This window comes from Mycobacterium sp. IDUB_24, assembly GCF_055419385.1.
Genome location: NZ_JBVAXO010000005.1, coordinates 88963 through 114875, shown reverse-complemented (window position 1 = coordinate 114875; position 25913 = coordinate 88963). Strand labels below are relative to the sequence as shown.

The window sequence follows — 25913 nt, the reverse complement described above, 5'->3', positions numbered from 1 at the left end:
ATCAGGCCATCGCGCGGCGGCCGGCCAGCGCCCGGCCCAGGGTGAGCTCGTCGGCGAACTCCAGGTCACCGCCCATCGGCAGGCCCGAGGCGATGCGGGTGACGCTCAATCCAGGGATATCGCGCAGCATCCGCACCAGATAGGTGGCGGTGGCCTCACCCTCGGTGTTCGGATCGGTCGCGATGATCACCTCGGCCACGTCGACGCCGTCGACGCGTTCACCGATCCGGTTCAGCAGTTCGCGGATGCGTAATTGATCGGGCCCGATGCCGGACAACGGATCCAGCGCCCCGCCCAGCACGTGATAACGACCGCGGAATTCACGGGTGCGCTCGACGGCCTGCACGTCCTTGGGCTCCTCGACCACGCACACCAGTGACGCGTCCCGGCGCGGGTCTTTACAGATGCGACAGCGTTCCTCATCGGAGACATTGCCGCACACCGCACAGAACGTGACACCGTCACGGACGCGGCCCAACACCGCGGTCAGCCGGTCGATGTCAGGCGGCTCGACGCTCAGCAGATGGAAAGCGATCCGCTGCGCGCTCTTGGGCCCGATCCCCGGCAACTTGCCGAGCTCATCGATCAGATCCTGAACCGGGCCCTCAAACACTCACAGTCCCGGAAGTCCGAATCCGCCCAAACCGCCGGCCAGCGGTCCCAGCCGACTCTGCGCCAGAGTATTCACCTGATTGGAGGCATCAGCGAGCGCGCCGACGATGAGGTCCTGCAGGGTCTCCGGGTCGGACGGATCGATCACCTTGGGATCGATGGCCACCGCGACCACCTCACCGCTGCCCTTGACCGTGACCTGCACCAATCCGCCACCGGCCTGACCGTGCACCTCGGAATTGGCGAGCGCCTCCTGCGCCTCCATGAGCTGCTGCTGTACCTGCTGCGCCTGCGCCAGCAGGGCCGACATGTCGGGCGTGCCTCCGGGTTGCATCGACTGGATCCCCTTGCCGTGTTGATTGCGTCTTGGTCTCGACTTGGTTGCTCTCGCCTGTCGGCGGCGATTTGAGCTTTCAGCCTAGTCGGCGTGCGGGCTAGCGTGACGCCCGTGCGAGTTCCAGTCCGCGTGCGTGTCGGCGCCGCCCGAGCAAGCCGAGCAGCCATCTGCGTTCTTGTCGCTGCGACCGCCTCCGCGATCGTCGACGCCCCCCACGCCACCGCCGCCCCCTCGAACGTCGCCGGCATGATCGTCTTCCTCGATCCCGGCCACAACGGCGCCAACGACGGGTCGATCAGCCGCCAGGTGCCGACCGGCCGCGGCGGTACCAAGGACTGCCAGGCCAGCGGCACATCCACCGAGGACGGATTCCCCGAGCACACCTTCACGTGGGACACCACCCTGCGGGTCCGCGCCATCCTGACCCAGATGGGTGTGCGCACCGCGATGTCGCGCGGCAACGACAACGCGCTGGGACCGTGCGTCGACGAACGCGCGTCGATGGCCAACGCGCTGCGACCCAACGCCATCGTCTCCATCCACGCCGACGGCGGCCCGGCCAACGGTCGCGGCTTCCACGTGCTCTACTCGTCGCCGCCGCTGAACAATGTGCAGGCCGGACCGTCGGTGCAGTTCGCCAAGACCATGCGCGATCAGTTGTCCGCGTCGGGTATCCCGCCCGCCACCTACATCGGGTCGGGTGGCCTCGACGCCCGCTCGGACATCGCCGGGCTGAACCTGGCGCAGTTCCCGTCCATCCTCGTCGAGTGCGGCAACATGAAGAACCCGGTCGACTCCAGTCTGATGAAGACCCCGGACGGCCAGCAGAAGTACGCCGAGGCCATCGCCCGGGGCGTCGTGGCCTATCTGGGAACCCAGGCCGGAACCCCGGCGCGCTAGCCCGCCGCACCAGATGGTCGGGCGCTACGCGCCCTCCACTTCCTTCTTCAGGTTTGCCAGCACCTCGTCCTGGATCTTGCGCAGGCCCAGCGGTGCGAACGTCTTCTCGAAGAAGCCCTTGACCCCGCCGGCACCGGTCCAGCTGGTTTTGAGGTTGACCGAGGACCCGCTGCCCGCCGGGGCGACAGTCCAGTTGGTCACCAGGCTGGAGTTCGCGTCCTTCTCGATCACCGTGTGGCCTGCCACGTCCACCGAGGCCTTGATGTCACGCACCCGCGACTCGGTGGCCTGCAGCTTCCAGCTGGCCACCGTGCCCGCGCCCTGGCCACCCTCGAGCACCTGGAAGTCGCGGTAGTGCGAGGAGAGGATCTTCGGGCGCACGGTCTGGTAGTCCGCGATCGCGGCGAACACAGCGGCCGGCTCGGCGTTGATCAGAACCGTGCTGACCGCACTGACCTGTCCCATGAATGAAACTCCTTCAACTCGTGTCTGCGGTCGCATCGTCGGCAACCTCCGACTAGCGTATATGTGTGTCTGTTGTTGCGACTGACGCACAAGCTGTCCATGCCATGGGCGTGCAGCGCCTGTTGGACAGCTACCGCGCCATACCGCCCAATTCGACGGTGCGGCTTGCCAAGCCCACGTCGAACCTCTTCCGTGCGCGCGATCGCAGCGATGTCAAAGGTTTGGACGTAACGGGTCTGACCAATGTGATCGCTGTCGACGCCGAAGCCCGCACCGCCGACGTGGCCGGCATGTGCACCTACGAGGATCTGGTGGCCGCGACGCTGCCGCACGGACTGGCCCCGCTCGTGGTGCCGCAACTCAAGACCATCACGCTGGGGGGCGCGGTCACCGGGCTCGGCATCGAGTCGACGTCGTTCCGCAATGGTCTGCCACACGAATCGGTGCTCGAGATGGACATCCTCACCGGGGCAGGCGAAATAGTCACCGCAACACCCCACAAGCACTCCGAACTCTTTCGAACCTTCCCCAATTCCTATGGCACGCTGGGCTATTCGACCCGGCTACGCATCGAGCTGGAGCCCGTCACACCGTTTGTGGCACTGCGCCACCTGCGCTTTCACTCGCTGACCGAGCTTGTCTCGGCGATGGATCGGATCATCGAGACCGGCGGCCTCGACGGCGAGCCGGTCGATTACCTCGACGGCGTCGTGTTCAGCGCCGACGAAAGCTATCTGTGCGTCGGGTTCAAGACGACGACACCGGGACCGGTCAGCGACTACACCGGCCAGGACATCTACTACCGCTCGATCCAACACGCGCAGGGTGAAAAGCACGACCGGCTGACCATCCACGACTATCTGTGGCGGTGGGACACCGACTGGTTCTGGTGCTCACGGGCATTCGGCGCGCAGAACCCGACGATCCGGCGATTCTGGCCGCGCAAGCTGCGTCGCAGCAGCTTCTACTGGAAGCTCATCGCCTACGACCAGCGGTTCAACATCGCCGACCGGATCGAGAAACGGCACGGCCGCCCACCCCGCGAGCGGGTGGTGCAGGACATCGAGGTGCCACTCGAGAACTGCGAAGGTTTCCTGGCGTGGTTCTTGGGGAATGTACCGATCGAACCGATCTGGCTGTGCCCTCTGCGGTTACGCGACGATGACCGCAAGGGTGCGGGCTGGCCGCTGTACCCGCTGCGGCCCCACCACACATACGTCAACGTCGGATTCTGGTCATCGGTGCCGGTCGGCCCGGTCGAAGGCCACACCAACAAGCTGATCGAGACCAAGGTCAGCGAGCTCGAAGGTCACAAGTCCCTGTATTCGGATTCCTATTATGCGCGTGAGGATTTCGACGAACTCTACGGCGGCGAGGCCTACAAGACGGTCAAGAAATCCTACGACCCCGATTCACGCCTGTTTGACCTGTATTCGAAAGCCGTTTTGCGCCGATGAATGGAGAACAGCGATGACCACCTTCAAAGAGCACTCGACGCACCCCACCGACGGCAAGCTGAGTCTGGCCGAGATCCTGGAAATCTTCGCATCAGGCAGGCTGCCACTGAAATTCACTGCCTACGATGGCAGTTCGGCCGGCCCCGCCGATGCCACGCTGGGCCTGGACCTCAAGACCCCACGCGGCACCACGTACCTGGCCACAGCCCCGGGTGATCTGGGTATGGCGCGCGCCTATATCTCCGGCGACCTGGAAATGTACGGGGTGCACCCCGGTGATCCTTACCCGCTCCTGTGCGCACTGGCCGAGAAGATGGCGTTCAAGCGTCCGTCGGCCATGGTGCTGGCGAACATTGTGCGATCCATCGGCATCGAGCACCTCAAGCCCATCGCTCCGCCTCCCCAGGAGGCGCTGCCCAGGTGGCGGCGGGTGGTCGAGGGGTTGCGGCACAGCAAAACCCGTGACGCCGAGGCGATCCACCACCACTACGACGTGTCGAACACGTTCTACGAGTGGGTGCTCGGGCCGTCGATGACCTACACCTGCGCGTGCTACCCGGATGCGGATGCCGGCCTGGAAGAGGCACAGGACAACAAGTACCGGCTGGTGTTGGAGAAGCTGCGGCTGGAGCCGGGCGACCGGCTGCTCGATGTCGGCTGCGGCTGGGGTGGCATGGTGCGCTACGCGGCCCGCCACGGCGTCAGGGCCCTCGGTGTGACGCTGTCCAAGGAGCAGGCGCGCTGGGCACAGGAAGCCATCGCCAGAGAGGGGCTCGAGGACCTGGCCGAGGTGCGCCACGGCGACTACCGCGACATCGCCGAGACCGGGTTCGACGCGGTGTCCTCGATCGGCCTGACCGAACACATCGGTGTGCACAACTACCCGGCGTACTTCGGCTTCCTGAAGTCGAAGATGCGCCCCGGTGCGCTCTTGCTCAACCACTGCATCACCCGCCACGACAACCGGTCGAACGCAGTTGCCGGAGGCTTTATCGACCGCTACGTGTTCCCGGACGGTGAGCTGACCGGCTCCGGGCGGATCATCGCCGAGGTGCAGGACGTGGGCCTTGAGGTCATGCACGAGGAGAACCTGCGTAACCACTACGCCATGACGCTGCGCGACTGGTGCGCCAACCTCGTCGAGCACTGGGATGAGGCCGTCGCCGAGGTCGGGCTGCCCACCGCCAAGGTATGGGGCCTGTACATGGCCGGATCCCGGCTCGGCTTCGAGACGAATGTGGTTCAGCTGCACCAGGTTCTGGCCGTCAAACTCGACGAGCGCGGGAGCGACGGCGGACTGCCGCTGCGGCCGTGGTGGACGCCTTAGCTCTCGATCTTCCGCGCGCCCAGTTCGTTCTGCAGCAGCTCGAGCGCGACCTCTTCGGGGTCACGACGCGGCCCGGCTTCGCTCTGTGAAGCCTCGGCGAGCATCGCTTCTTCTTCCTCCTCGGGGGACGAGGGCGGTTCCGGATCCGGCACCGGTTCAGGTTCGGGAATGACTCGGCCCGGCCGGGTCGGCACCCGAGGCGGGGGCTTCGCAGCCTTCGGCGGGGGCGGCGGGGCCGCCTCCGCGGTGCCCACCTCGCACCGGATCTGCCAGTCCACCCCGAGCGCATCCTTCAGCGCATCACGGATCACATCGGCATTGCGCGACTCCGTGAGCCGCTTGGCCAACGGCGGCGAGTCATGGGACAGCACAAGGGTTTTGTCCTCGACCGCCCGCACGATGGCACCCGACAGCATGACCTCGGTGGTACGGCTGCGCTCGCGCACCTTCTCCCGCACGGTGGTCCACATCGAGCGCACCGCTGCTGCGTTGGGCTCACCACCGGTGGCCACCGGTGCCTGCGCCGGCTGGGGTTCAGGCTCAGGTTCCGGGGCGGGCTCGGGCTCGAAGTCGGGCTCGGGCGGCAACGGCGGCGTGGGCTCGGGTTCCGGCGCCGGGGGCGGAGGCGGAGGCGGAGGCGCGGAGACAGGTTCAGGTGCGGAAACAGGTTCGGGCGCAGAGACCGGTTCTGGGGCTGCCACCGGTTGCGGCGCAGCCTCTGGTTCAGGAGCAGGCGGGGGCGATGTAGGGGCAGGCGCAGGAGCCTCAGCGGGGGCGGCATCCGGAGCAGCTTGGCTGCGGCGGGTGAAGGTCTTGGCCGGCTCGACAGACCGAGCGGCCGATGACGACGACGCCTCGCCGGCCGGGATCGACATGTCCAGCCGGGTCTCGATACGTTCGATGCGCTGCAACAGCGCCGATTCGGTGTCATGCGCCGAGGGCAGCAACAGCCGGGCACACACCACTTCCAGCAGCAGCCGTGGCGCGGTCGCGCCACGCATCTCGCCGAGGCCGGCGTGCACCACCTCGGCATAGCGGGCCAGCGTGGCCGCGCCGGCATGGGCGGCCTGCTCACGCATCCGTTCCAGCACGTCCGCCGGTGCATCCACAACACCACGGGCGGCCGCGTCGGGCACAGCCTGCAGCACGATCAGATCGCGGAAGCGCTCGAGCAGATCGACGGCGAACCGCCGCGGATCATGACCGGCATCGATGACGGCCTCCACGGCACCGAACAGGGCGGCCGCGTCCCCGGCGGCCAGTGCCTCGACTGCAGCGTCGATGAGCGCCATGTCGGTGGCGCCGAGCAGGGCCAGCGCCCGCTGATAGGTGATGTGGTTGCCGTTGGCACCCTGCTCGGAGCCTGCCAGCAGCTGATCGAGCACCGAGAGGGTGTCGCGGGGCGAACCGCCGCCGGCCCGGATGACCAACGGGTATACCGCGTCGTCTACGTCGACGTTCTCCTCGGCGCAGATGCGCTCCAGCAGCGGGCGCATGGTGCGCGGAGCCAGCAGCCGGAACGGGTAGTGATGGGTGCGTGACCGGATGGTCGGCAGCACTTTCTCCGGCTCGGTCGTGGCGAAGACGAAGATCAGGTGGTCGGGTGGCTCCTCGACGATCTTGAGCAGCGCGTTGAAGCCGGCCGTGGTGACCATGTGCGCCTCGTCGATGATGAAGATGCGGTACCGCGACTGGGCCGGCGCGTAGAACGCGCGGTCACGCAGTTCACGGGTGTCGTCGACACCGCCGTGGCTGGCCGCGTCCAGTTCGACCACATCGACATTGCCCGGGCCGTTGGGCGCCAGCGCAACGCACGAATCGCACACTCCGCACGGGGTCGGCGTGGGCCCCTGCTCACAGTTGAGCGAGCGGGCCAGGATACGGGCTGACGACGTCTTACCGCAGCCGCGCGGCCCGGAGAACAGATACGCGTGGTTGATCCGGTTGGCGGTCAGCGCGGTCGATAGCGGCTCGGTGACATGTTCCTGGCCAACGACTTCCGCGAAGCTTGCCGGCCGGTATTTGCGGTAGAGAGCCACGGGAGAAGGCTACCGACTGGCTCTGACGCCGCGCGGGTGCCCGTTCACTTTGAAACCACGCACACCGCTACTCGCACAAATTCAGCGTCAGTTCAATGTCGACGCAGAGTTCTGCACAGAGTTCGATTCATCCACAGGTGGCGACGCCGGCGCTGGCACACACCCATCTTTGTCCCCGATACCAGCGACTCTCGCCGAATGAGTGAGCCCTTCATCGGCACCGAAGCCCTGGCGGCCGGCGTCGTCAACCGCTACCAGCTCAGCCGCTATCACCGCACGATCCTGCCCAACATCTACGTGGACAAGCGAACTGCCGTGTCGCTGCGGCAACGAAGTACTGCGGCATGGTTGTGGTCAGGCCGTAACGCGGTAATCGCAGGAGCCGCCGCATCGGCGCTCCACGGCGCGAAGTGGGTGGCCGACGACGTTCCCATCGAGTTGATCAGCGCCAAGACCAAGCCACCCGAGAAGGTGATCACGCGACAGGACCTGATCTACGACCGGGAGGTTGTGCGCATCGACGGTCTGTCGGTCACGAGCGTCGAGCGCACTGCTTTTGACCTTGGGCGCCGCGGGTTGATCGGGGCGGCCGTCGCGCGGCTCGACGCACTTGCTCGTGCCACCGGAGTAACGGCGGGCGACGTGCTGACGCTCGCCGCGCACCACCGCCACGCCCGTGGCCTGCGGCAACTCGAACGGGCGCTGGACCTGTTCGACCCCGGCGGACAGTCCCCGAAAGAGACCTGGCTGCGGCTGATGCTCGTCGACGCAGGTTTTCCGCGGCCGCAGACACAGATACCGGTGCCCGGGCCCGACGGCTACCGGAGGTACTTCCTCGATATGGGTTGGGAAGAACTGATGCTGGCGGTCGAATACGAGGGTGCGCAGCACGCCGATCAGCTCGGCTATGACATCGTGCGTGCCGACTACATCACGCGAGCCGGTTGGACCCACGTGAGAGTGGCCGCGGGACACCGACGGCCCGCCATCCTCATCCGGGTAGAGCGTGAATGGGATCGACTTTGGCGGCCAGAGCTCGGGATCACGCCGCGGAGGCCGCCCCTCGGCGGTCCCCCGCTGGAACTCGGTTGTTGACTTTGAAACCACGCACACCGCTACTCGCACAAATGCACCGTCAGTTCTAAGTCAACGCAGAAGTTGCTCGGTCGCCGCCAGCAGCGCGCAGGTGGCCAGACCGTCGATCGCCTCACGCAGATCGGACGGCGACGGGAACGTCGGGGCGATGCGGATGTTCTTGTCCTCGGGGTCCTTGCGATACGGGAACGACGCACCCGCCTCGGTCACCGCGATCCCGGCGTCCTTGGCCAATGCGACGGTGCGCTTCGCCGTGCCGGGCCACACGTCGAGGCTGACGAAATAGCCGCCCTTGGGATCCGTCCACGACGCGATCTTCGACTCACCCAACCGGTCCTCGAGGATCTCGGCGACGAGAGCGAACTTGGGCGCGATCAACTCGCGGTGACGCTGCATCTGCAATTTCACGCCATCGGCGTCGCCGAAGAAGATCCGGTGGCGCAATTGGTTGATCTTGTCCGGTCCGATCGACTTCTTACCCGCGTGCTGCAGGTACCAGGCGATGTTGCCCAGCGAGCCGCCCAGGAAGCTCACCCCCGCCCCGGCGAAGGTGATCTTGGAGGTCGAGGCGAACACCAGCGGACGGTTCGGGTTGCCCGCCGCCTCGGCCAGCCCCAGCACGTCGACCTGACGGATGAATTCGCCGGTGAGGGTGTGGACCGCATACGCGTTGTCCCACATCAGCCGGAAATCGTTTGCCGCCGTCCGCATCTGGACGAGGCGCCGGACGACCTCCCAGGCGTAGGTGACGCCCGTCGGGTTGCCGTACACCGGGACGCACCACATGCCCTTGATCGCCGGGTCGGCCGCGACGAGTTCCTCGATCAGATCGACGTCGGGTCCGTCCTCGCGCATCGGCACCGGGATCATCTCGATACCGAAAGACTCGGTGATCGCGAAGTGGCGGTCGTAGCCCGGTGCAGGGCACAGGAACTTCACGACGGGTTCTTTTATCCAGGGCCGCACCGAATCCACCCCGCCGTGCAGCAGCGAGAACACGATGACGTCGTGCATCATCTCCAGGCTCGCGTTGTTGCCTGCGATCAGGTTCTGCACCGGGATGCCGAGCAGCTCCCCGAAGATCTCCCGCAGCTCAGGCAGGCCGTGCAGGCCGCCATAGTTGCGGGTATCGGTGCCCGTGCGGTCGCGGAAGGAATCTTTTTCCGAGCCGGGAAGCGACAGCAGCGCATTGGACAGATCCAACTGCTCGGGGGCCGGCTTGCCGCGGGTCAGGTCCAAGCTCAGCTTCTTCGCCTGCAGCTCTGCGTAGTTGCGCCGTTGGACTTCGTGCTGCGCGAGCAGATCGTCGCGGCCAAGAGACTGGAACGACACCGCGCGCCTTTCACAGAAGCGGAACGAGCTGGACATAAGGGGACCCCGCGCACCCGCCAGAGCCCGTTGACCCTTGCTGCCTTCCGGCCCTGGGGGAGTTCACAGGATGGACGCCGCGCGGGGTCCAAGGCGAGTGTAATACCCGCCCTGTCCCCCGCGTTTACGGGACCGGTTCGAGCGTCGGCTACGATTGCCGACGGAGGATTCGCCTAGTGGCCTATGGCGCTCGCCTGGAACGCGGGTTGGGTTAACAGCCCTCAGGGGTTCAAATCCCCTATCCTCCGCGCTCGGGTCCGGGGTGCGACCTGCTGAATCAACCCTGATCAGCAGCTCGCACCCCGGCCCAATTAAGTACCCCGAGGAGGAGTATGGGCCGCACCGTCGCGGTGATCTGGCACGTGTCGTTTTCGATCGTGGCCGCCGGCCTGTTCTTCTTTTTCGTTCTTCCGCGCTGGCCCGAACTCATGGGCCAGACCTCGCCGACGCTCGGGCTGATCCTGCGCATCGTCACTGGTGCGTTGATCGGTCTCGCGGCCCTGCCGGTGGTGTTCACGCTGCAGCGGACCAAGCGTCCCGAGCTGTCCACCCCCGAGATGGCGCTGCGGTTGCGGACCGCCTCGATCGCCCTGCACGTGCTGGCCGCAGTGCTGATCGTCGGTACCGCGGTCTCCGAGATCTGGCTGTCCTTGGACAGCTTCGGGCCGTGGCTGTTCGGAATCTACGGCGCCGCCGCCGCGATCGCGCTGCTCGGCATCTTCGCCTTCTACCTGGCCTTTGTCGCCGAGCTGCCGCCCCCGCCGCCGAAGCCGGTCAAGACCCGCGAGAAGGCCGAACGCCGCGGGCGCAAGAAGGCCGTCGCCGAGGATGAAGAAGCTGATGAGGCGGACGAGTCCGAGGAGACTGAAGAGGCCGAAGCGGTCGACGAGACCGAAGAGTCCACTGAGGTCGAGTCCGAGGACGACGCTGACGAGGCGGAAGAGACCGAGGACCAGGCCGAAGAGTCCGGCGCCGAAGAGCCTCAGTCCACGGCCGAGGAAGCCGAGCCGAGCGAGGGCAACTCCCTGCGCAACCGGCGGCCGTCGAGCAAGAGCGGCACCAAGCGGCGGGGCCGGCGCTCGCGCGGCGAAGTCACCGCCGAGGACTGACGCACGCCAATCGCGTCGACATCGGGTACTTATCCAGCCAAGATGGGTATATGAGCAAAGTGAGCTCACATCCGTTCAGAACGATCGTCGCGGTGGCAGTGGCCGCCGCGACGGCCGTTATCGCCCCTATTGCACCTGCCGCCGCCGCACCCGGTGATCCGGACGCGGTGGCCGCCCAGGTCGAACCGTCGGTGGCCCGCATCGACACCGTTGTGGATTACCAACAGGCCTACGGCATCGGCACCGGCATCGTGCTGTCGCCGAACGGTGAGGTGCTGACCAACTATCACGTCGTGCAAGGGGCCAACTCGATCAGCGCCACGGTCGGTGGCCAGAGATTCCCCGCGGACCTGGTCGGATACGACCGTCAGAACGACATCGCGGTGCTGCAACTGCGCGGTGCGGCCGGCCTCGCGCCGGCACCGATCGGCGATTCGGCCGCACTGGCACCGGGCCACCCCGTCGTCGCACTCGGCAATGCCGGGGGCACCGGCTCGCCCCTGACCCACGAGGTCGGCACCGTCAGCGCGTTCAACCGCACCGTCAACGCCGAAGACGAGCTGACCGGCACCAGTGACGAGATCAACGGCCTGTTCGAGTTCGCCGCACCGGTGCGTGCCGGTGACTCCGGCGGGCCCGTGGTCAACGACGCCGGCCAGGTCGTGGGTATGACGACTGCCGCGTCGGTGAACTTCCGGATGGGCCCCGGCGGCAAGGGGTTCGCGATTCCGATCAACGACGCGATGGCCATCGCCGGGCAGATCCGCGCCCGCACCCCGTCGGGCTCGGTGCACATCGGACCGCCGACCCTGCTCGGCGTCGGCGTCCGTACCGCGCAGCGCCAGAGCGGCGGCGTGATCGTCCAGGACGTCATCGCCGGCGGCCCGGCCGATGCGGCCGGCCTGATCCCGGGCGACGTGCTCACCAATATCGACAGCACCCCGCTGGATTCGGCGCGCACTCTGACGCTGGTGCTCGATCGGCACTACCCGGGCGACGTGATCGGCCTGACCTGGTTCGACCAGGGCGGCCAGCAGCACACCGGCAAGGCCACGCTGGCGGCCGGGCCGTAATCCGTGGTCACGCTCGACCGCCTGATCAACGTCCTGGGCGGCTACGGGGTGCGGCTGCGCGCCCCGGCACACGGACTCGGTCCGGCGCCGCGCTCGACCGAGCTGCGCAGCGTGGTGATGCACGAACCCGGCCAGGTCATCGGTGATGTCCTGCTGGCGGTCGGGGCCGGGTCGGTGGCCGAGGCGGTGCGGTGGGCGAAGGCAGCGCGCGCCGTGGTCGTCCTGGTCCGCGGCTCGAACGGCCCCGCCGATGACGACGGACTGACAGCCGACGACCGCATCGCGGTGATGACGGTCGAGCCCGAAGTCTCCTGGAGCGAGCTGGCGGCCGTGGTCTACGGCGTCGTGCTGGAAGGCCGGGAGACCGAATCCGGGCGCGGCCCAACCGATTTGTTCGCACTGGCCGACAGCCTCGCCGATGCGGTGGGTGGCGCGGTCACCATCGAAGACCGGCGTAGCGCGGTGCTGGCGTACTCGCGGCTGCAGCAGCATGCCGATCCGGCTCGCGCCGAGACGATCCTGAGCCGTGGGGCACCCGAACCGCTGCGCACCCTGTTCGAGACCCGTGGGGTGTTCCGGCACCTGGCCGAATCGGACGAGCCGATGTTCGTCGACGGCGATCACGAGCTCGGCCTGACCGGGCGGATGGTGGTGGCTGCCCGGGCTGGTCGCGAACTGCTCGGTTCGATCTGGGTGGCCTGTACCGCTCCGTTGCCCGACGCGCGCCGGGCCGCGCTGGCCGACGGTGCCCGCATGGTCGCCCTGCATCTGCTTCGCTCCCGCGCCAGCGCCGATCTGGAACGCCAGGTGGAGTCGGAGCTCGTCATCCGTCTCCTCGAGGGCGCCGCCGATGCCACCACGGCAGCCAGCCGGCTCGGGTTGCCGCAGACGCCGTTGCGGGTGATCGCGTTGCGTGCCCGGACCGCCGACGAGCGGCACGCCGCGCTGCTGCTGGCCTTCGAGCGGGCGACCGCGGGCTTCGGCTGGTCACGTCCCGGGCGCAGCGCCCTGGCCGGCAACACCGTCTACACCGTGTTGCCCGGCGCCGAGGCCGACGCCGCGAGCCGGTGGGTGGCGGGGCTGCGCGCCGCGTTGCCCGAGCCGGTGACCGTGCTGGCCGGCATCAGCGGTCCGGCCACTGCCGTCGAGTTGGCGCTGGCCCGCAGTGAGGCCGACGAATGCCTGGCCCTGCACGAAGTCCTGCACGAGGTCCGGCACGAAGGTGCCCTCGGCCTCGACGACAGGGTGCCGGTCTACGACGAGGCCTGGGACGAGATCCTGCTGCAGCGCCTGCGGATCGCTGCCCGCGCCGGCCGGGCGCCGCAGCGCGGACCCGTCGCCGAGCTACGGGCCCACGACCAGGCCAATGGCACGCAGTACGCGGCCACGCTGCGGGCCTGGTTGGAAGCCCAGGGCGATCTGGCCGCGGCCGGGCGGACGCTGGGTGTGCACGAGAACACCGTGCGTTACCGGTTACGCAAGATGATCGAACTCACCCAGTTGGACCTGGCCGATGCACGCAAGCGGCTGGCGATGATGATCGAGCTGGCCGCGACCGAAGAGTTGTCGTAGCTCGACAATCTCTCACCTGCTGTTTGTCGAGCTGGCGCAAATACCGAACGGGTGAGCGGCCCCACCATGGAAGACATGTATGGGGTCGAGCGCATTGACGGTGCACCGCGGTCAGCGGTTGTCGTGGGTGCAGGCATCGTCGGCCTGTCCACCGCATGGTTTCTCCAGGAGCATGGGGTCAAGGTCACCGTTGTCGACCGCACCGGGGTCGCCGCAGGTGCGTCATGGGGCAATGCCGGCTGGGTCTCGCCGACGCTGACGATCCCGCTCAACGATCCGGCAGTGCTGCGTTACGGCCTCCGGTCCCTTTTCGACCCGGCCGCTCCCCTGCACATCCCGCTGACATCGGGCCCCCGGTTGCTGGCGTTCCTGGCCCGGTTCGCCATGAACTGCCGGCTCTCGACCTGGACCAGGGTCGCCAGAGCCAACGTGCCGCTCAACGAGGAATGCCTCGAGGCCTACGACGTGCTGACTTCCAACGGGGTGTCGGTACCCACCACTGACGGTCCGATCACCGCGCTGTTCGAAGACTCCCACCAAGCCGAACATCTGATGACCGAACTGCGCCGGATGGCCGCCGTCGGACAGACCGTCACGGTCACCGGCCTGTCCGGTGAGATGCTGCGCGACCATGTCCCGCTGGCGTCGTCGGCGATCACCGCGGGCATCAGTGTGGAAGGCCAGCGCTTCGTGGACCCGGGCCGGTTCGTCCAGGCGCTCGGCGACGCCGTCACCGCCAGGGGCGCGGAGCTGGTCATCGGGGAAGTGACCGACGTGCGCGCTGTGGGTGCCGACGTGAAGGTAGACCTGACGGACCGAACATTGAGCGCCGAGACCGCGGTGATCGCCACCGGGGCGTGGCTGTCGAAGCTGGCGAAGCCCTGGGTCCACACGCCGGTGCAGGCCGGACGCGGTTACTCGTTCACTGTGCCGGTGGACCGCCCGGTTCTCGGTCCCATCTATCTGCCCGACGCCCGTGTCGCCTGCACGCCGTATCAAGGCCGGTTGCGGGTGGCCGGAACTATGGAGTTCCGCTCCCCCGACGATCCGCTGCAACCGCCGCGGGTCGACGCGATCATCGCCGCGGCCGCCCCGCTGCTCGATGGGGTGGACTGGGAAGCCCGCACCGATGCGTGGGTGGGCCCGCGGCCCGTCACCCCCGACGGGCGTCCACTGATAGGCGCAGTGGCACAAGGCATTTACGTGGCAGGCGGGCACGGTATGTGGGGGCTGGCGCACGGCCCCGTCACCGGCCGACTGCTCGCCGAATACATGACCACCGGGAAGCAACCCGAGGCGCTGCGGGAATTCGATCCCCTGCGCTGACGATTCACGACCTTGCCCTGACGGGCCCCCAAAGCCGTCAGGGGCGGTGCACAACCCGCCCCTGACGGCAACTGGAGCATCATCGGAAGGAAACCACAATGACTGTCAGCCAACGTGTTTGGTTATCACCGCAGGCCTACGAGCGCCTGCAGGTCGAACTGTCGACGCTACGTGATCTGATCGCAGGAGAAGCAGCCTCCGACTCCGACGAGAACGAGGTGGCCATCCAGCGGGCCCGGCAGACCCGCATCCAGCAGATCCACGATCTGCTGCTCAACGCCGTCGTCGGTGAGGATCCGCCGGACGACGGAGTGGCGGAGCCGGGCATGGTGCTGACGGTGCGCTACGACCAGACCGGTGAGATCGAGACATTCCTGCTGGGTGTCCGGGGCGCCGAATACGGCGACCTGGAGGTCTATTCGGTGAACTCACCGTTGGGCGAGGCCATCGTCGGTGCGCGTCCCGGCGAGCACCGCAGCTACCCGGTGCCCAGCGGCGAGGCCGTGCCGGTCACTCTGATCAGCGCGGTGCCGTTCGGGATGCACCTGCCGGCCGCGGGATAGGGCGCATCCGTCCTACCCTGTTCGGATGGCCGAACGCAAAGGCACGCCCGGCAGCTTGACCGCCGATGACTGGGTGCAGGCCGGGTACGCCCTGCTGGCCTCCGACGGGATGCGGGCACTGAAGATCGAACGCCTCTGCGAGCAGATCGGCGCGACCCGGGGCAGCTTCTACTGGCACTTCACCGATATGAAGGGCTATCGGGCCGCCCTGGTCGCGTCGTGGAATGTGTTCCTGGAACAGGACCGGCGCTCACTTGCCGAACTCGAACACCTGCCGCCGCGCGAGCGGCTGTCGACGATGATGAAGCAACTGCTGTCCCCGCGCCACTGGACCTTGGAGCGCGCGATGCGGGAGTGGGCCAGATCCGACGACGTCGCCGCGGCCAATGTGCGGGCGGCCGACCATCGCGTTCTGGTCGCGGTCACCAAGGCGTATGCCGACTACGGGTTCAGCCCCGAGAACGCGGCGCTGCGCGGCCAGGCCACCTTCGCGACGGGTATCGGAGTGCTGCATCTGATGGACTCGGCCGACGCCCTGACCACCGCCGACAGGTACGAGCGTTTTCTGGATCTGATGCTGGGGAGCTGACGCTCGGCCTTGGCGCCGGGCTCAGTCCAGGTCAGCATCGATGATCGTGGCGAACAGGCGCTCGAACAGAGCGGTCAATTGGCCGGTATCGCAGTCGGTCAAGCCCGGGCTTCGCATCACCCGGCGCATCAGAAGGACACCGCTGACCACCGACAGCATCGCGTCGGTGCGGAGCTGCCGTCCGGGCTCGGGGAGCTGGCGGCCCAACCGCCGGCCGACGTGGCGCGCGATCGCGTCGCGCACGATGTTCACCGCGACCGGGTTCGAGACAGAGCGGAGCATGATCAGGAACGGCTCCAGTGGGTCTGCATCCGGGTCGGAGCGCTGGACCAGCGCGGTGGCCATGTCGCGCGCGAGGGCGTCCGGTTCCTCGGCGACGATCGCCGGTGGTGCGAAGGAGGTTTCGACCGCCTCGGCGAACAGCTGCTCTTTGGACCCGAAGTAGCGGTTCACCAGCATCGCGGTGACCCCGGCGTCTCGTGCGATCTCACGAACGCCGACACCGTCATAGCCGGACAGCGCGAAGTGGCGGATCGCCGATTGCAGGATCGCTTCGCGCGTGCCTGCAGCATTGCGTGGTCGTGAGGAACCCATGCCGAGAACGCTAGGGAATATCCGGGCGCAAGTCTACGTCTGTATACCTATCGAATGTATACAGACGTAGACATGGGAGTGGGTCATGGATCTCGGGTTGTCGGGTAAGCGCGCACTGGTCACCGGATCGAGCACCGGACTGGGGCAGTCCATCGCAGAAACGCTTGCCGCCGAGGGTGCTTCGGTCGTGGTCCACGGGCGCGACGCATCACGCACGAGGGCCGTCGCCGACGGCATTCGAGCCGGCGGCGGCGACGCGGTGTCCGTCACCGGTGACTTGACCACCGACGATGGCGCCGACGCCGTTGCCGCGACCGCGGGCGACATCGACATCCTCGTCAACAACGCCGGGTACTACGACGGGCTCGGATGGTCCGATCTCACGGCCGAGTCGTGGGCACAGATCTATCAGGTCAACGTCGTATCCGGCGTACGCATGATCGAGCGCCTTGTGCCCGGGATGCGGCAGCGCGGGTGGGGCCGCGTCATTCAGATCGGTGGAGGGCTGGCGATCCAGCCGGTCGCCATGCAACCGCACTACAACGCAACCCTCGCCGCCCGGCACAACCTCACTGTGTCGCTGGCCCGGGAACTCGCCGGCACGGGCATCACGTCCAACGCCGTCGCGCCGGGCGCCATCCTGACCGAACCTGTGCGGGACATGGCCATCCGCGCCGCAGCAGTGCACGGGTGGGGCTCGACGTGGGAAGACATCGAGAGAGCCGCCGCGACCGAGTGGTTTCCCAACGACATCGGCCGCTTCGGTATGCCGCACGAAATCGCCTCCGCAGTCGCATTTTTGGCCAGCATGCAGGCCGGCTACATCAGCGGAGCCGATCTGCGCGTCGACGGCGGAACAGTCCGCAGCGTCGCCTGAACCACTACTCCACCCAGATATGTCAACCGAAAGTAGGTAACGCAATGTCGAACGTGTTTCTGGTATCCGGCGCATCCCGGGGTCTGGGTCGCGCCATCGTCGAAGCCGCGTTGGACGCAGGGCACCGCGTCGTCGCCGGAGTCCGCTCCGCCACTGCCCTGGCCGACCTTGCCGAGCAGGAGCCGGATCGCCTCGCCGTCGTCGAACTCGACGTGACGGACGACGCCCAGGTACACGCGGCCGTGGCCACCGCGGTCGAGAGGTTCGGCCGACTCGACGTGCTGGTCAACAATGCGGGCTACGCGAACATGGCCGCCATCGAGGACTTCGACTTCGACGACTTCCGTGCCCAGATCGACGCCAACTTCTTCGGCGTCGTACGGCTGACCCAAGCCGCATTGCCCGTCATGCGCACCCAGCGCGCCGGCCACATCGTCCAGATCTCATCGGTGGGCGGGCGACTCGTGCGCGCCGGCCTGGGCGCCTACCAGTCCGCCAAGTGGGCAGTCACCGGATTCTCCGGCGTGCTCGCAAAAGAAGTCGAGCCTCTCGGAATCAAGGTCACCGTGCTCGAACCCGGTGGTATGCGCACTGATTGGGCCGGATCGTCGATGCGGGCCGCCTCGGTCCGCGAGGAGTACGCCGGCACCGTCGGTGCGTCGATCGCACAGAGCACACCGGAGAACCTCGGTGCCAGCGACCCCGCCAAGGTGGCCGGACTCGTCCTCACCATCGCCGAGATGAGTGATCCCCCAGAGCGATTGCTCGTCGGACCCGATGCCTACCGCTACGCGACCTCCGCCGGACACGACCTGCTCGCCGACGACGAGAAGTGGGAGTCCCTCAGCCTTTCCACCGCGGCCGACGATGTCACCGCCGATCAGGTCGACCCCCTGGGAGCGGCCAAATGAGGACAACCCTCGGGCATTCCGATCTTACGGTGCGCCCGATCGGCCTGGGCTGCATGGGAATGTCGCAGTCCTACGGCGAAGCGGACGACAGCGAATCGGCAGCCACTATTCGCATCGCACTTGAGCTCGGGGTGGATTTCCTCGATACCTCCGATGTCTATGGCGCCTCCGACATCACCTTCGGTGTGCCGATCCGTGGCTTCGGCCACAACGAGCAACTGATCGGCGGCGCGATCGCCGGGCACCGGGACGAGATCGTGTTGGCTACCAAGTTCGCGGCGAAGGTCAACGACTCTGCCGACGGGATCGCGATCGACGGCCGGCCCGAGTATGTGCGGTCGGCATGTGAGGCCAGTCTGCACCGCTTGCGTACCGACGTCATCGATTTGTACTACTACCATCGCCTCGACCCGAGCGTGCCGATCGAGGAAACCGTGGGAGCGATGGCCGAACTCGTCACGGCGGGCAAAGTCCGTGCCATCGGACTCAGCGAGGTCGGCCCAGATCAGATCCGTCGCGCACACGCCACCCACCCGATCACCGCGCTGCAATCCGAGTACTCACTGTGGGAACGGCACGTAGAGGACGGCATCACATCGACATGCCGGGAATTGGACATCACCCTCGTGCCCTACAGCCCCCTGGGCCGCTCGGCGCTCACCGGATCCGTGAAGGCCGGTAGCACCTTCGCTGCAAGCGACTTCCGCGCCACGAACCCGAGGTTCTCCGCCGAGAACCTCGCGGTCAACCTCGAGCCAGTCGAGAAACTTCAGGCCATCGCGACGGAGAAGGGTTGCAGCCCGGGACAACTGGCGTTGGCCTGGCTGCTGGCACAGCCGCTCGATGTAGTGCCGATTCCCGGAACCAAGCGGATTCCGTTCGTCCGGGAGAACATCGCTGCCACCGATGTTGCGATCAGCGCAAACGAAGTGGCGCTTCTGGCCGAGATCTTCGCACCGGACCGAGTCGCCGGCGAGCGCTACGCCCCGGTTCACGCCCGAACCATTCGATGAGGCCGCTGGGACGTTGAACGGTTCCGAGCCGATCGTGCGCAGATTGCGAAAACTGTCTACTGCGACCTGCGCGTGTCATACATTGACGCTCGAGAATCGACGCTTCTCGGGGCAGGAGACACTGTGGCGCGACTATCGGTTTGGCTCGGGGCAGGCGCGGTGGCGGCCGGGGTTTCTGCGGCAATGGTCGCCGGAGCCGATGTGGCGACTGCCGACACTGGATCAGGTTCCGACGGCCCGAAGGCATCCGAGTCCGCTGCCAGCGCAAGTCCGTCGAGCAAGGGCCACCGGGCGGGTCCACGTCGCAGCCCCAACCGGACACGTCATTCAGCCCGGTCAGCTGACGCCGATCGGGACGTCGTGGGCAAGAAGGCGATCAAGCCCGCCAAGATAGCCGCGTCCCGGCCCACCCCGGCGGCAGTACCTGGCGCAAGCGGACGCGAAACGCGTGCCACGCAACGCAAGACCGTATTGGTCAACTTCCTCTCGAAGGCACAGCCGAGCGCTGCACCCACCGCACCGGGAGCGTCCGCGGAGCCCGTCGAGTCCGTCGAAACCAATGAGCAGCAAGCCGCGCCGATGCTGCGACACGTCTTCAAGCGCGTCGCGGCCTCGTTCGCAGCGCCAGATCCACAGGCCGCGGCGCCCACCTTGCCGGTGCCGCCAACCGCGGCGCCGTCGCTGTCACTGCCCGACCAAATCCAGTCATTCGTCTTCGACTTCGTCGGTGTGGCCGTCACCGCCATCGCGGGTCCGCCCAGGGTTCCCGCCGGCAGCAACGTCACGGTACGAAGTTCCTCGTTGGAGATCACGGAAGGCCGCAACGTACCCGCTGACTGGTACTACCCGGAGGGCGACGAACCGCCGGAGCGGATCATCCTGCTGCAGCACGGGTTCCTCGGCGTGAGTGCGATGTACAGCTACACCGCGGCAAACCTGGCCGAGCGCACCAACAGCGTCGTGGTGGTGCCGACCTACTCGTCGAATCGGTTTGTCCGGGACGGGTTCTGGTTGGGTGACGATCAGGTCTATCGCGCAACAGCCGAGCTGTTCCTCGGTGACCGCGAGGCGTTGACCGCCAGCGCGCAGGCAGCCGGATACGCCGCAAGGTACGGTGCCGACGTACCCCTTCCGGAAACGTTCGTCCTGGTCGGGCACTCGCTGGGCGCGGGTGTGGTGGCCGGCGCCGCGGGCTACTACGCGGATGCCGTCAAATCGACTGGGGCAGAGAACCATCTGGCCGGCGTGGTACTGCTCGACGGCGCGCCGCCGGAGAACGTACTGCCGGATGCGTTGGACAAACTGGACGGGCTGGATACCTACGTCCCGGTACTGGAACTGGGTGCGCCCAAGGAAGTGCGCCGGGTCGATGCGGCGCTGATCGAGCATCGACCGGACATGTTCAACGGCGTAGTGCTGGCTGACGGCCAACACCTGGATGCCATGCAGGGTGGGAGCCCGGCCATCCAGCTCCTGTCGTACCTGTTCTACGGGTTCTCCACGGAGCCGAACAAGGCGGCCTCACAGACCCTCATCACCGGCTGGGTGGATGACATGTTCGCGGGCCGGATCGATGCGTCCACCGGAGCCTGTGAAGGCGTTGACTGCTCGGGCATCTACGGCGAGCCAGGCCAGACGCTCAACCTGCCGACACCGGCCGGACCTACCAGCGCCGTCGTGATCGGCGGTTCCGCCCCGGCACTGATCACCACCGCATTCCAGCCGACGCTTGCCACCGCGCCGGTGGCTCCCCGGCCACCGTCAGACTTCGCTCTGCTCCGGCTGCTCTGACTGCGTCAGCGACGATTGCCCTGCTCGTCCCAGTTCTCGGCGACCTTCTTGCTGGGCTGCACCCGCGGCGGCTCGCCCGGCATCTTCGGATAGCTCGGCGGGTACGGCAGATCCCCGAGGCCGCGCTCCTCATCGGCGGCCACCAGGTCCAGCAGCGGCTGCAGGGACTGCTTGTCGTCGTCGATGCCGGCCCATGGATCAACCCGTCCGGCAAGGAAATCCGGCACGGTGGCGATGGTGTAGTCGTCAGGATTGGCCGTGCGGAGCTCGTCCCAGGACAACGGCGTCGACACCGTCGCGATCGGGGTTTTGCGCGCCGAATAAGGTGAGGCGAACGTGCGGTCGCGGGCATTCTGGTTGTAATCAATGAACATCCGCTCGCCCCGCTCTTCCTTCCACCACGAGGTGGTGACCGCGTCTGGCGCACGGCGTTCGACCTCGCGGGCCAAGGCGATCCCGGCCCGGCGCACCTCGATGAAATCCCAGTCGGTCTTGATCCGCAGAAAGATGTGCACGCCCCGACCGCCCGACGTTTTGGGATAGCCGACCAGGCCGAGTTCGTCGAGCAGCGGCTTGAGCACATCGCACGCGACCGCGGCGGCCTCGGCGAAACCGGTGCCGGGCTGTGGGTCCAGATCGATGCGCAGCTCGTCGGGATGTTCGGTGTCCGGGCATCGAACCTGCCAGGGGTGCAACGTGATCGTGCCCATCTGCGCGGCCCACGCAATGGCCGCCGGGTGAGTCACCTTGAGCGCGTCGGCGGTGCGCCCGGACGGGAAGGTGACGACGCAGGTCTCCAGATAGTCGGGGTGCTTCTGCGGCACTCGCTTCTGATAGATCTCCTCACCCTCGATGCCGTCGGGGAAGCGCTGCAAGTGCGTCGGCCGGTCTTTCAACAGCGTCACCATCCGGTCGGCCACTGACAGGTAGTACTCCATCAACTTGCCCTTGGTCCCGGCCGAGCCGAGCTTCGGGTAGTACACCTTGTCCGGGCTGGTGAACCGCACCTTGATCCCGTCGACGTCGAGTTCGGTTGCTCCTCCAGCTTTTTCAGCCATGTCAACTGTCTCCCTCAAGCACGTCGTACAGGTCGTAGTTCAGCGGCACGTCGAGCTGGTCGAACGTGCAGCTCGAGGGTTCCCGGTCGGGGCGCCAGCGCATGAACTTCACCGCGTGCCGGAATCGCCTGCCGTTCACGGTGTTACCCTCCATCTGGTCATAGGCCACCTCACACACCCGCTCCGGGCGCACCGGAATCCAACGCTTGTCGGCGGCCGAGTTCCAGCGGCTCGGGTCACCGTCGCGGACTTCGTCGCCCTCGCGCAGCGGTTCCAGGTCGGCCAGCAGTTTGAGCCGGTCCTTGACGCTGAACGACGCTGCGCCACCGACCATCTGCAGCTCGCCGTCGGCGCGGTAAAGGCCGAGCAGGATCGAGCCGATACCTTCCCCGCTCTTGTGGATGCGGTAGCCGATGGCCACGCAGTCGGCGTCGCGATGGTGCTTGACCTTGATCATCTCGCGCTTCCCGGGCAGATACTGCCCGTCGAGCTTCTTGGCGATCACCCCATCGAGCCCCGCACCCTCGAAGGTCTGCAACCACTGCGCCCCGAGTTCGGGATCGGTGGTGGTTCGCGTGACGTGGCACCACTGCTTGGATTTGACGGCGTCGATCAATGCTTCACGGCGTACCCGGAACGGCTCGTCGAGCAGTGACCGGTCGCCGGTGGCCAGTGCGTCGAATCCGATGAAATGCGCCGGCGTCTGTTCGGCGAGCATCCGCACCCGCGACTCGGCGGGATGGATGCGCTGTGACAACGACTCCCAGTCCAGACGTACCCGCCCGTCGATCTGTCGAGGCACCACCACCTCGCCATCGAGGGCACAGCGGTCGGCGAGTTCGTCACGCAGCACATCGAGCAGTTCGGGGAAGTATCGCCCGAGTTCCTTTCCGCTGCGCGACTGCAGCACCACCTCGTCGCCGTCACGGAAGACCAGCGCGCGGAAGCCGTCCCATTTCGGCTCGTAGGACCACACCCCGCCCTCGTCGGGCACTTTCACCTGGGCTTTGGCGAGCATCGGTTCGATCGGCGGCTCTACGGGTAGGTCCACGGGCTCCATCCTGGTTCATCGGGTGTCCTGGATCTAGACCGCCGCGCCGCCACCAACTCATCGCGCCGACGCCGGCGGCGGGTGGGACCAGTCACGCTCTGCTTGACGCATGCCGTGGGGGCCGCCTGAAACCCTGTGTTCCCGCTCTTGCCTCGCGACTCGGCCGGCGTTGTCGCACCATACGAGTAGCCAAAACGCCGGTATTTCACACCCTCCGTGGGCATCGCTACATCAGGTTGACGACCACCTTGCCTTTTGCCCGTCCTCGTTCGATGTAACCCAGGGCTTCCTTGGTCGATTCGAACGGGAAAACCTTTTCGACAACTGAGCGAATGATGCCTTGGTCGATGAGGGAGGTGATCTCGCTCAGCTGTTCGCCGTTGGCCCGCATGAACAGGAACGAGAACATCACGTTGCGTTGCCTGGCCTTTCGCCTCGCCCCAAAGCTCAACGCGCGCATGATGGGTTTGACATACCAGGGCACGCCGATTTCGTCCGCGAAGGCCGGGTCTGGTGGCCCGGATATGGAGATGAGGGCCCCGCCTGGCTTGAGTACCCGCAGGGATTTGTCCAAGGTTTTCGAGTCCTGACTGTGCAGAACGACGTCGTAGCCGCGCAGTTTCGTCTCGAAGTCCTCGGTTTTGTAGTCGATCAGGACATCTGCCCCGAGGGCTTTGACCAGTTCGAAGTTGGCGGCACTGGCTGTGGTGGCGACGGTGGCACCCAGGTGTTTAGCCAGCTGGATGGCGAACGTCCCCACCCCGCCGGTGCCTGCCTGGATGAAGACCTTCTGCCCGGGTTGTACGTTCGCCTTCTCGACGAGCGCCTGCCACGCGGTCAAGCCGACGAGCGGAACGGACGCCGCTTCCACCATGCTCAGCTCTCTGGGCTTGAGCGCGACGTCGGCTTCGTCCATCGCAATGAATTCCGCGAAGGTGCCGATCCTGTCCTTGTCCGGCCGCGCATACACCTCGTCGCCGGGCTTGAAGCGCCGCACCTGGGCTCCGACCTGCACCACGACGCCGGCCACGTCGTTGCCGAGAACAAGCGGGAATCGATAGGGCAGGAAAATCTTGAATTCGCCGGCGGCGATCTTTGTATCCAGGACGTTCACCCCGGCCGCATGGACCTGGACGAGTACGTCTTTGTCGCCGACGTCGGGTTGCGGCAGGTCGACGATGCGGCCGCCGTCCTTGCTCTTGTATCGGTCGATCGCGAAGGCTCTCATCGCAAACGCTCCTGGACGGGCTTGTCCATCTGCGCCCGGACACCGCGGGTCATTTCATCGGCCAGCACCTCGTCCGCACCGGACTCGATTCCGTCGAGAACCTGACGCACCACGTCGGCCGGGTCGGACTTGGGAGCATCGGCGAACGTGGCCATATCGGTGTCCACCAGGCCCATGTAGACGCCGACCACCTGCACGCCACGTGACCCGAGTTCAAGCCGCATCGAGTCGGTGGCGCTCCACAGCGCGGCCTTGGTCACCCCGTAACTGGCGCCGATGGGCATCCACGCGAGCACCGACGATACGTTGACGATCGCGCCGGACTTTTCCGCAATCCGATCGGCGAAAGCGGAAGCCATCGCCAGCGGACCGAAGAGGTTGGTCTCCATCTGTTCCCGCAGACCGGAGCTGTCGTGGTCGAGCACCGAGGCTGCGCGCACAATGCCGGCGTTGTTGATCAGCACGCTGACATCGGACGCTGCCTCAGCCGCCTCGGCCACGGACGTCGCATCGGTGACATCGAGTTCAAGCGGGACGACGCGCGGATCGATGACGTCGATCGTCCGCGGATCACGGGCAGCTGCATACACTTTCGTCACGCCACGGTTGAGGAGCTGCGCGACGTATTCGCGGCCCATGCCGCGGTTGGCTCCGGTGACCAACACGGTCTGCTCGGTGAGTGAGGTCATGAGATCGATGCTCCCAGGAACTCGAGCGCCTCGGGAACGAACCGCTCGTGGGCCTGAAAGATGCCGCCGTGTCCTGCGTCGGGGTAGATGCGCAGCGTCGCATCGGGCAGGCGTTGAGCCAGGTCGTAGGAGTTCCGCGTGGGTACCATGCGATCGTCATCACCGTTGGCCACCAGGACGGGCTGACGGATGGTCGCGAGATCGGCCGGTTTCTCAAGGCCCCAGGCGTGAATCGCCTTGAGCTGTGTTCGGAATGCTCCGAGCGCCATCGCCTTGTCCCGATCGTCGGTGCGTTCCTTCAGCCGCTTGATGAATGCCTTGGCTTCCGACTTGCCGTGGTCTGTTCTCGTGAAAAAGAGAAGTTCCTTGGGATCTTTGAACGTGGCGAATGCGTGAAGCGTGTCGAGGTAGGTCAGTCTTGTCACGTTGACGATGCCTTCGCCTCCCGCAGGTCCCGTCCCCGCGAGGATGATCTTCCGCACCAGTGCGGGCTCTTGTTGGGCGATCACCTGCGAGACCATGCCGCCGAGCGAGAACCCGAGGAGATCGACCTGCTCGAGTCCGAGCGCACGGATGAACGCCACGGCGTCGTGGGCCATTGCCTCGACGGTGTCGGGCGTCTTGCCCTCGGAACCACCGACACCGCGATTGTCGAAGGTGATCACGCGGTGTTTCGCCGCGATACCGTCGACGACCCTCGGGTCCCAGTTGTCGAGGTTGGCCGCCAGGTGATTGAGGAAGATCACCGGCACCCCGGTATCGATGCCCAGCTCCCGGTAGACGAATCGAGCGCCCTTCACGGACACCGATTTCGTCGGCGCGTTTTTGTACGACACGCCATTTCGGGTCCTTCGATTGCCTGCCATGAT

The 25913-nt window shown here is 66.6% G+C and carries 25 protein-coding genes, 1 tRNA gene and 1 other RNA gene; 15 read left to right on the top strand and 12 right to left on the bottom strand.

Features of this window, described 5'->3' with window-relative positions:
- Position 1: 1 nt before the first annotated feature.
- Both recR and ACZYZF_RS18530 read right to left on the bottom strand, forming a co-directional pair.
- Complete coding sequence (gene recR / locus ACZYZF_RS18535; protein ID WP_463743810.1) at positions 2–613, bottom strand: recombination mediator RecR; 612 nt, start codon at positions 611–613, stop codon at positions 2–4.
- Entirely contained in the window at positions 614–946 is a 333-nt protein-coding gene (locus ACZYZF_RS18530; RefSeq protein ID WP_463743809.1) for a YbaB/EbfC family nucleoid-associated protein, read from the bottom strand.
- 114 nt (positions 947–1060) lie between these two features.
- Between ACZYZF_RS18530 and ACZYZF_RS18525 the strand changes: the two genes are divergently transcribed.
- Positions 1061–1849 (top strand): Rv3717 family N-acetylmuramoyl-L-alanine amidase, encoded by a 789-nt coding sequence (locus ACZYZF_RS18525; protein WP_463743808.1) that lies wholly within the window; start codon positions 1061–1063, stop codon positions 1847–1849.
- Between the two features lie 24 nt (positions 1850–1873).
- Here ACZYZF_RS18525 and ACZYZF_RS18520 read toward each other — a convergent pair whose 3' ends face one another.
- Positions 1874–2314 (bottom strand): SRPBCC family protein, encoded by a 441-nt coding sequence (locus ACZYZF_RS18520; RefSeq protein WP_463743807.1) that lies wholly within the window; start codon positions 2312–2314, stop codon positions 1874–1876.
- A 65-nt stretch (positions 2315–2379) separates the two neighbouring features.
- Here ACZYZF_RS18520 and ACZYZF_RS18515 point away from each other — a divergent pair, with 65 nt between their 5' ends.
- The gene (locus ACZYZF_RS18515; RefSeq protein WP_463743806.1) at positions 2380–3771 is read left to right on the top strand and encodes an FAD-binding oxidoreductase; all 1392 of its coding nucleotides are present in this window, start codon (positions 2380–2382) and stop codon (positions 3769–3771) included.
- A 13-nt stretch (positions 3772–3784) separates the two neighbouring features.
- Positions 3785–5098 (top strand): class I SAM-dependent methyltransferase, encoded by a 1314-nt coding sequence (locus ACZYZF_RS18510; protein ID WP_463836446.1) that lies wholly within the window; start codon positions 3785–3787, stop codon positions 5096–5098.
- Here the strand turns inward: ACZYZF_RS18510 and ACZYZF_RS18505 are convergent.
- Entirely contained in the window at positions 5095–7137 is a 2043-nt protein-coding gene (locus ACZYZF_RS18505; protein WP_463836445.1) for a DNA polymerase III subunits gamma/tau, read from the bottom strand. The two genes, ACZYZF_RS18510 and ACZYZF_RS18505, sit on opposite strands and share 4 nt — an antisense overlap.
- A gap of 198 nt (positions 7138–7335) precedes the next feature.
- Here ACZYZF_RS18505 and ACZYZF_RS18500 point away from each other — a divergent pair, with 198 nt between their 5' ends.
- Complete coding sequence (locus ACZYZF_RS18500; protein WP_463836444.1) at positions 7336–8232, top strand: DUF559 domain-containing protein; 897 nt, start codon at positions 7336–7338, stop codon at positions 8230–8232.
- 51 nt (positions 8233–8283) lie between these two features.
- On the opposite strand, the gene ACZYZF_RS18495 is transcribed toward ACZYZF_RS18500, so the two are convergent.
- Positions 8284–9564: an aspartate aminotransferase type Ic gene (locus ACZYZF_RS18495; protein WP_463836623.1), complete on the bottom strand. Its 1281-nt coding sequence runs from the start codon at positions 9562–9564 to the stop codon at positions 8284–8286.
- 34 nt (positions 9565–9598) lie between these two features.
- Positions 9599–9693, bottom strand: an RNA gene (ffs, locus tag ACZYZF_RS18490) — signal recognition particle sRNA small type.
- A 69-nt stretch (positions 9694–9762) separates the two neighbouring features.
- Between ffs and ACZYZF_RS18485 the strand changes: the two genes are divergently transcribed.
- From ACZYZF_RS18485 to ACZYZF_RS18455, 7 genes are all read left to right on the top strand, one after another.
- A tRNA-Ser gene (locus tag ACZYZF_RS18485) sits at positions 9763–9848 on the top strand.
- Between the two features lie 84 nt (positions 9849–9932).
- Positions 9933–10709 carry a hypothetical protein gene (locus ACZYZF_RS18480; protein ID WP_463743803.1) on the top strand — a complete coding sequence of 259 codons (777 nt, stop codon included), beginning with the start codon at positions 9933–9935 and terminating at the stop codon, positions 10707–10709.
- 50 nt (positions 10710–10759) lie between these two features.
- On the top strand, positions 10760–11782 hold the full coding sequence (locus ACZYZF_RS18475; RefSeq protein ID WP_463836443.1) for a S1C family serine protease: 1023 nt from the start codon (positions 10760–10762) through the stop codon (positions 11780–11782).
- Between the two features lie 3 nt (positions 11783–11785).
- Positions 11786–13354, top strand: a complete 1569-nt coding sequence (locus ACZYZF_RS18470) for a PucR family transcriptional regulator (protein WP_463743801.1) — start codon at positions 11786–11788, stop codon at positions 13352–13354.
- A gap of 75 nt (positions 13355–13429) precedes the next feature.
- On the top strand, positions 13430–14680 hold the full coding sequence (locus ACZYZF_RS18465) for an NAD(P)/FAD-dependent oxidoreductase (RefSeq protein ID WP_463743800.1): 1251 nt from the start codon (positions 13430–13432) through the stop codon (positions 14678–14680).
- Between the two features lie 98 nt (positions 14681–14778).
- Positions 14779–15243, top strand: coding sequence for a GreA/GreB family elongation factor (locus tag ACZYZF_RS18460; RefSeq protein WP_463743799.1), 465 nt, complete (start codon positions 14779–14781; stop codon positions 15241–15243).
- Between the two features lie 25 nt (positions 15244–15268).
- Entirely contained in the window at positions 15269–15832 is a 564-nt protein-coding gene (locus tag ACZYZF_RS18455; RefSeq protein ID WP_463743798.1) for a TetR/AcrR family transcriptional regulator, read from the top strand.
- 21 nt (positions 15833–15853) lie between these two features.
- Here the strand turns inward: ACZYZF_RS18455 and ACZYZF_RS18450 are convergent, their stop codons facing one another.
- Positions 15854–16426, bottom strand: coding sequence for a TetR/AcrR family transcriptional regulator (locus tag ACZYZF_RS18450; protein ID WP_463743797.1), 573 nt, complete (start codon positions 16424–16426; stop codon positions 15854–15856).
- A gap of 85 nt (positions 16427–16511) precedes the next feature.
- Between ACZYZF_RS18450 and ACZYZF_RS18445 the strand changes: the two genes are divergently transcribed.
- From ACZYZF_RS18445 to ACZYZF_RS18430, 4 genes are all read left to right on the top strand, one after another.
- Positions 16512–17303: an SDR family NAD(P)-dependent oxidoreductase gene (locus ACZYZF_RS18445; RefSeq protein ID WP_463836442.1), complete on the top strand. Its 792-nt coding sequence runs from the start codon at positions 16512–16514 to the stop codon at positions 17301–17303.
- A 44-nt stretch (positions 17304–17347) separates the two neighbouring features.
- On the top strand, positions 17348–18214 hold the full coding sequence (locus tag ACZYZF_RS18440) for an SDR family NAD(P)-dependent oxidoreductase (RefSeq protein ID WP_463836441.1): 867 nt from the start codon (positions 17348–17350) through the stop codon (positions 18212–18214).
- Positions 18211–19227, top strand: coding sequence for an aldo/keto reductase (locus ACZYZF_RS18435; RefSeq protein ID WP_463836440.1), 1017 nt, complete (start codon positions 18211–18213; stop codon positions 19225–19227). Before ACZYZF_RS18440 ends, ACZYZF_RS18435 begins: the two co-directional genes overlap by 4 nt.
- A gap of 123 nt (positions 19228–19350) precedes the next feature.
- Positions 19351–21018 carry a hypothetical protein gene (locus tag ACZYZF_RS18430; protein ID WP_463836439.1) on the top strand — a complete coding sequence of 556 codons (1668 nt, stop codon included), beginning with the start codon at positions 19351–19353 and terminating at the stop codon, positions 21016–21018.
- A gap of 5 nt (positions 21019–21023) precedes the next feature.
- Here ACZYZF_RS18430 and ligD read toward each other — a convergent pair whose 3' ends face one another.
- From ligD to ACZYZF_RS18405, 5 genes are all read right to left on the bottom strand, one after another.
- Positions 21024–22076: a non-homologous end-joining DNA ligase gene (gene ligD / locus ACZYZF_RS18425; protein ID WP_463743793.1), complete on the bottom strand. Its 1053-nt coding sequence runs from the start codon at positions 22074–22076 to the stop codon at positions 21024–21026.
- Position 22077: 1 nt separating this feature from the next.
- Complete coding sequence (locus ACZYZF_RS18420) at positions 22078–23136, bottom strand: ATP-dependent DNA ligase (protein WP_463836438.1); 1059 nt, start codon at positions 23134–23136, stop codon at positions 22078–22080.
- A 217-nt stretch (positions 23137–23353) separates the two neighbouring features.
- Complete coding sequence (locus ACZYZF_RS18415) at positions 23354–24355, bottom strand: NADP-dependent oxidoreductase (protein WP_463836437.1); 1002 nt, start codon at positions 24353–24355, stop codon at positions 23354–23356.
- Positions 24352–25044 carry an SDR family oxidoreductase gene (locus ACZYZF_RS18410; protein WP_463836436.1) on the bottom strand — a complete coding sequence of 231 codons (693 nt, stop codon included), beginning with the start codon at positions 25042–25044 and terminating at the stop codon, positions 24352–24354. The genes ACZYZF_RS18415 and ACZYZF_RS18410 overlap by 4 nt, the downstream gene beginning before the upstream one ends.
- Positions 25041–25910 carry an alpha/beta fold hydrolase gene (locus ACZYZF_RS18405; RefSeq protein WP_463836435.1) on the bottom strand — a complete coding sequence of 290 codons (870 nt, stop codon included), beginning with the start codon at positions 25908–25910 and terminating at the stop codon, positions 25041–25043. The genes ACZYZF_RS18410 and ACZYZF_RS18405 overlap by 4 nt, the downstream gene beginning before the upstream one ends.
- Positions 25911–25913 lie beyond the last annotated feature (3 nt).

What these genes read in the sequence shown, in the direction of transcription:
- ACZYZF_RS18530 (WP_463743809.1), bottom strand. Translation starts at nt 946, where the DNA reads ATGCAACCCGGAGGCACGCCCGACATGTCGGCCCTGCTGGCGCAGGCG.
- ACZYZF_RS18520 (WP_463743807.1), bottom strand. Translation starts at nt 2,314, where the DNA reads ATGGGACAGGTCAGTGCGGTCAGCACGGTTCTGATCAACGCCGAGCCG.
- ACZYZF_RS18510 (WP_463836446.1), top strand. Translation starts at nt 3,785, where the DNA reads ATGACCACCTTCAAAGAGCACTCGACGCACCCCACCGACGGCAAGCTG.
- ACZYZF_RS18500 (WP_463836444.1), top strand. Translation starts at nt 7,336, where the DNA reads ATGAGTGAGCCCTTCATCGGCACCGAAGCCCTGGCGGCCGGCGTCGTC.
- ACZYZF_RS18480 (WP_463743803.1), top strand. Translation starts at nt 9,933, where the DNA reads ATGGGCCGCACCGTCGCGGTGATCTGGCACGTGTCGTTTTCGATCGTG.
- ACZYZF_RS18475 (WP_463836443.1), top strand. Translation starts at nt 10,760, where the DNA reads ATGAGCAAAGTGAGCTCACATCCGTTCAGAACGATCGTCGCGGTGGCA.
- ACZYZF_RS18465 (WP_463743800.1), top strand. Translation starts at nt 13,430, where the DNA reads ATGTATGGGGTCGAGCGCATTGACGGTGCACCGCGGTCAGCGGTTGTC.
- ACZYZF_RS18460 (WP_463743799.1), top strand. Translation starts at nt 14,779, where the DNA reads ATGACTGTCAGCCAACGTGTTTGGTTATCACCGCAGGCCTACGAGCGC.
- ACZYZF_RS18455 (WP_463743798.1), top strand. Translation starts at nt 15,269, where the DNA reads ATGGCCGAACGCAAAGGCACGCCCGGCAGCTTGACCGCCGATGACTGG.
- ACZYZF_RS18450 (WP_463743797.1), bottom strand. Translation starts at nt 16,426, where the DNA reads ATGGGTTCCTCACGACCACGCAATGCTGCAGGCACGCGCGAAGCGATC.
- ACZYZF_RS18445 (WP_463836442.1), top strand. Translation starts at nt 16,512, where the DNA reads ATGGATCTCGGGTTGTCGGGTAAGCGCGCACTGGTCACCGGATCGAGC.
- ACZYZF_RS18440 (WP_463836441.1), top strand. Translation starts at nt 17,348, where the DNA reads ATGTCGAACGTGTTTCTGGTATCCGGCGCATCCCGGGGTCTGGGTCGC.
- ACZYZF_RS18435 (WP_463836440.1), top strand. Translation starts at nt 18,211, where the DNA reads ATGAGGACAACCCTCGGGCATTCCGATCTTACGGTGCGCCCGATCGGC.
- ligD (WP_463743793.1), bottom strand. Translation starts at nt 22,076, where the DNA reads ATGGCTGAAAAAGCTGGAGGAGCAACCGAACTCGACGTCGACGGGATC.
- ACZYZF_RS18420 (WP_463836438.1), bottom strand. Translation starts at nt 23,136, where the DNA reads ATGGAGCCCGTGGACCTACCCGTAGAGCCGCCGATCGAACCGATGCTC.
- ACZYZF_RS18415 (WP_463836437.1), bottom strand. Translation starts at nt 24,355, where the DNA reads ATGAGAGCCTTCGCGATCGACCGATACAAGAGCAAGGACGGCGGCCGC.
- ACZYZF_RS18410 (WP_463836436.1), bottom strand. Translation starts at nt 25,044, where the DNA reads ATGACCTCACTCACCGAGCAGACCGTGTTGGTCACCGGAGCCAACCGC.
- ACZYZF_RS18405 (WP_463836435.1), bottom strand. Translation starts at nt 25,910, where the DNA reads ATGGCAGGCAATCGAAGGACCCGAAATGGCGTGTCGTACAAAAACGCG.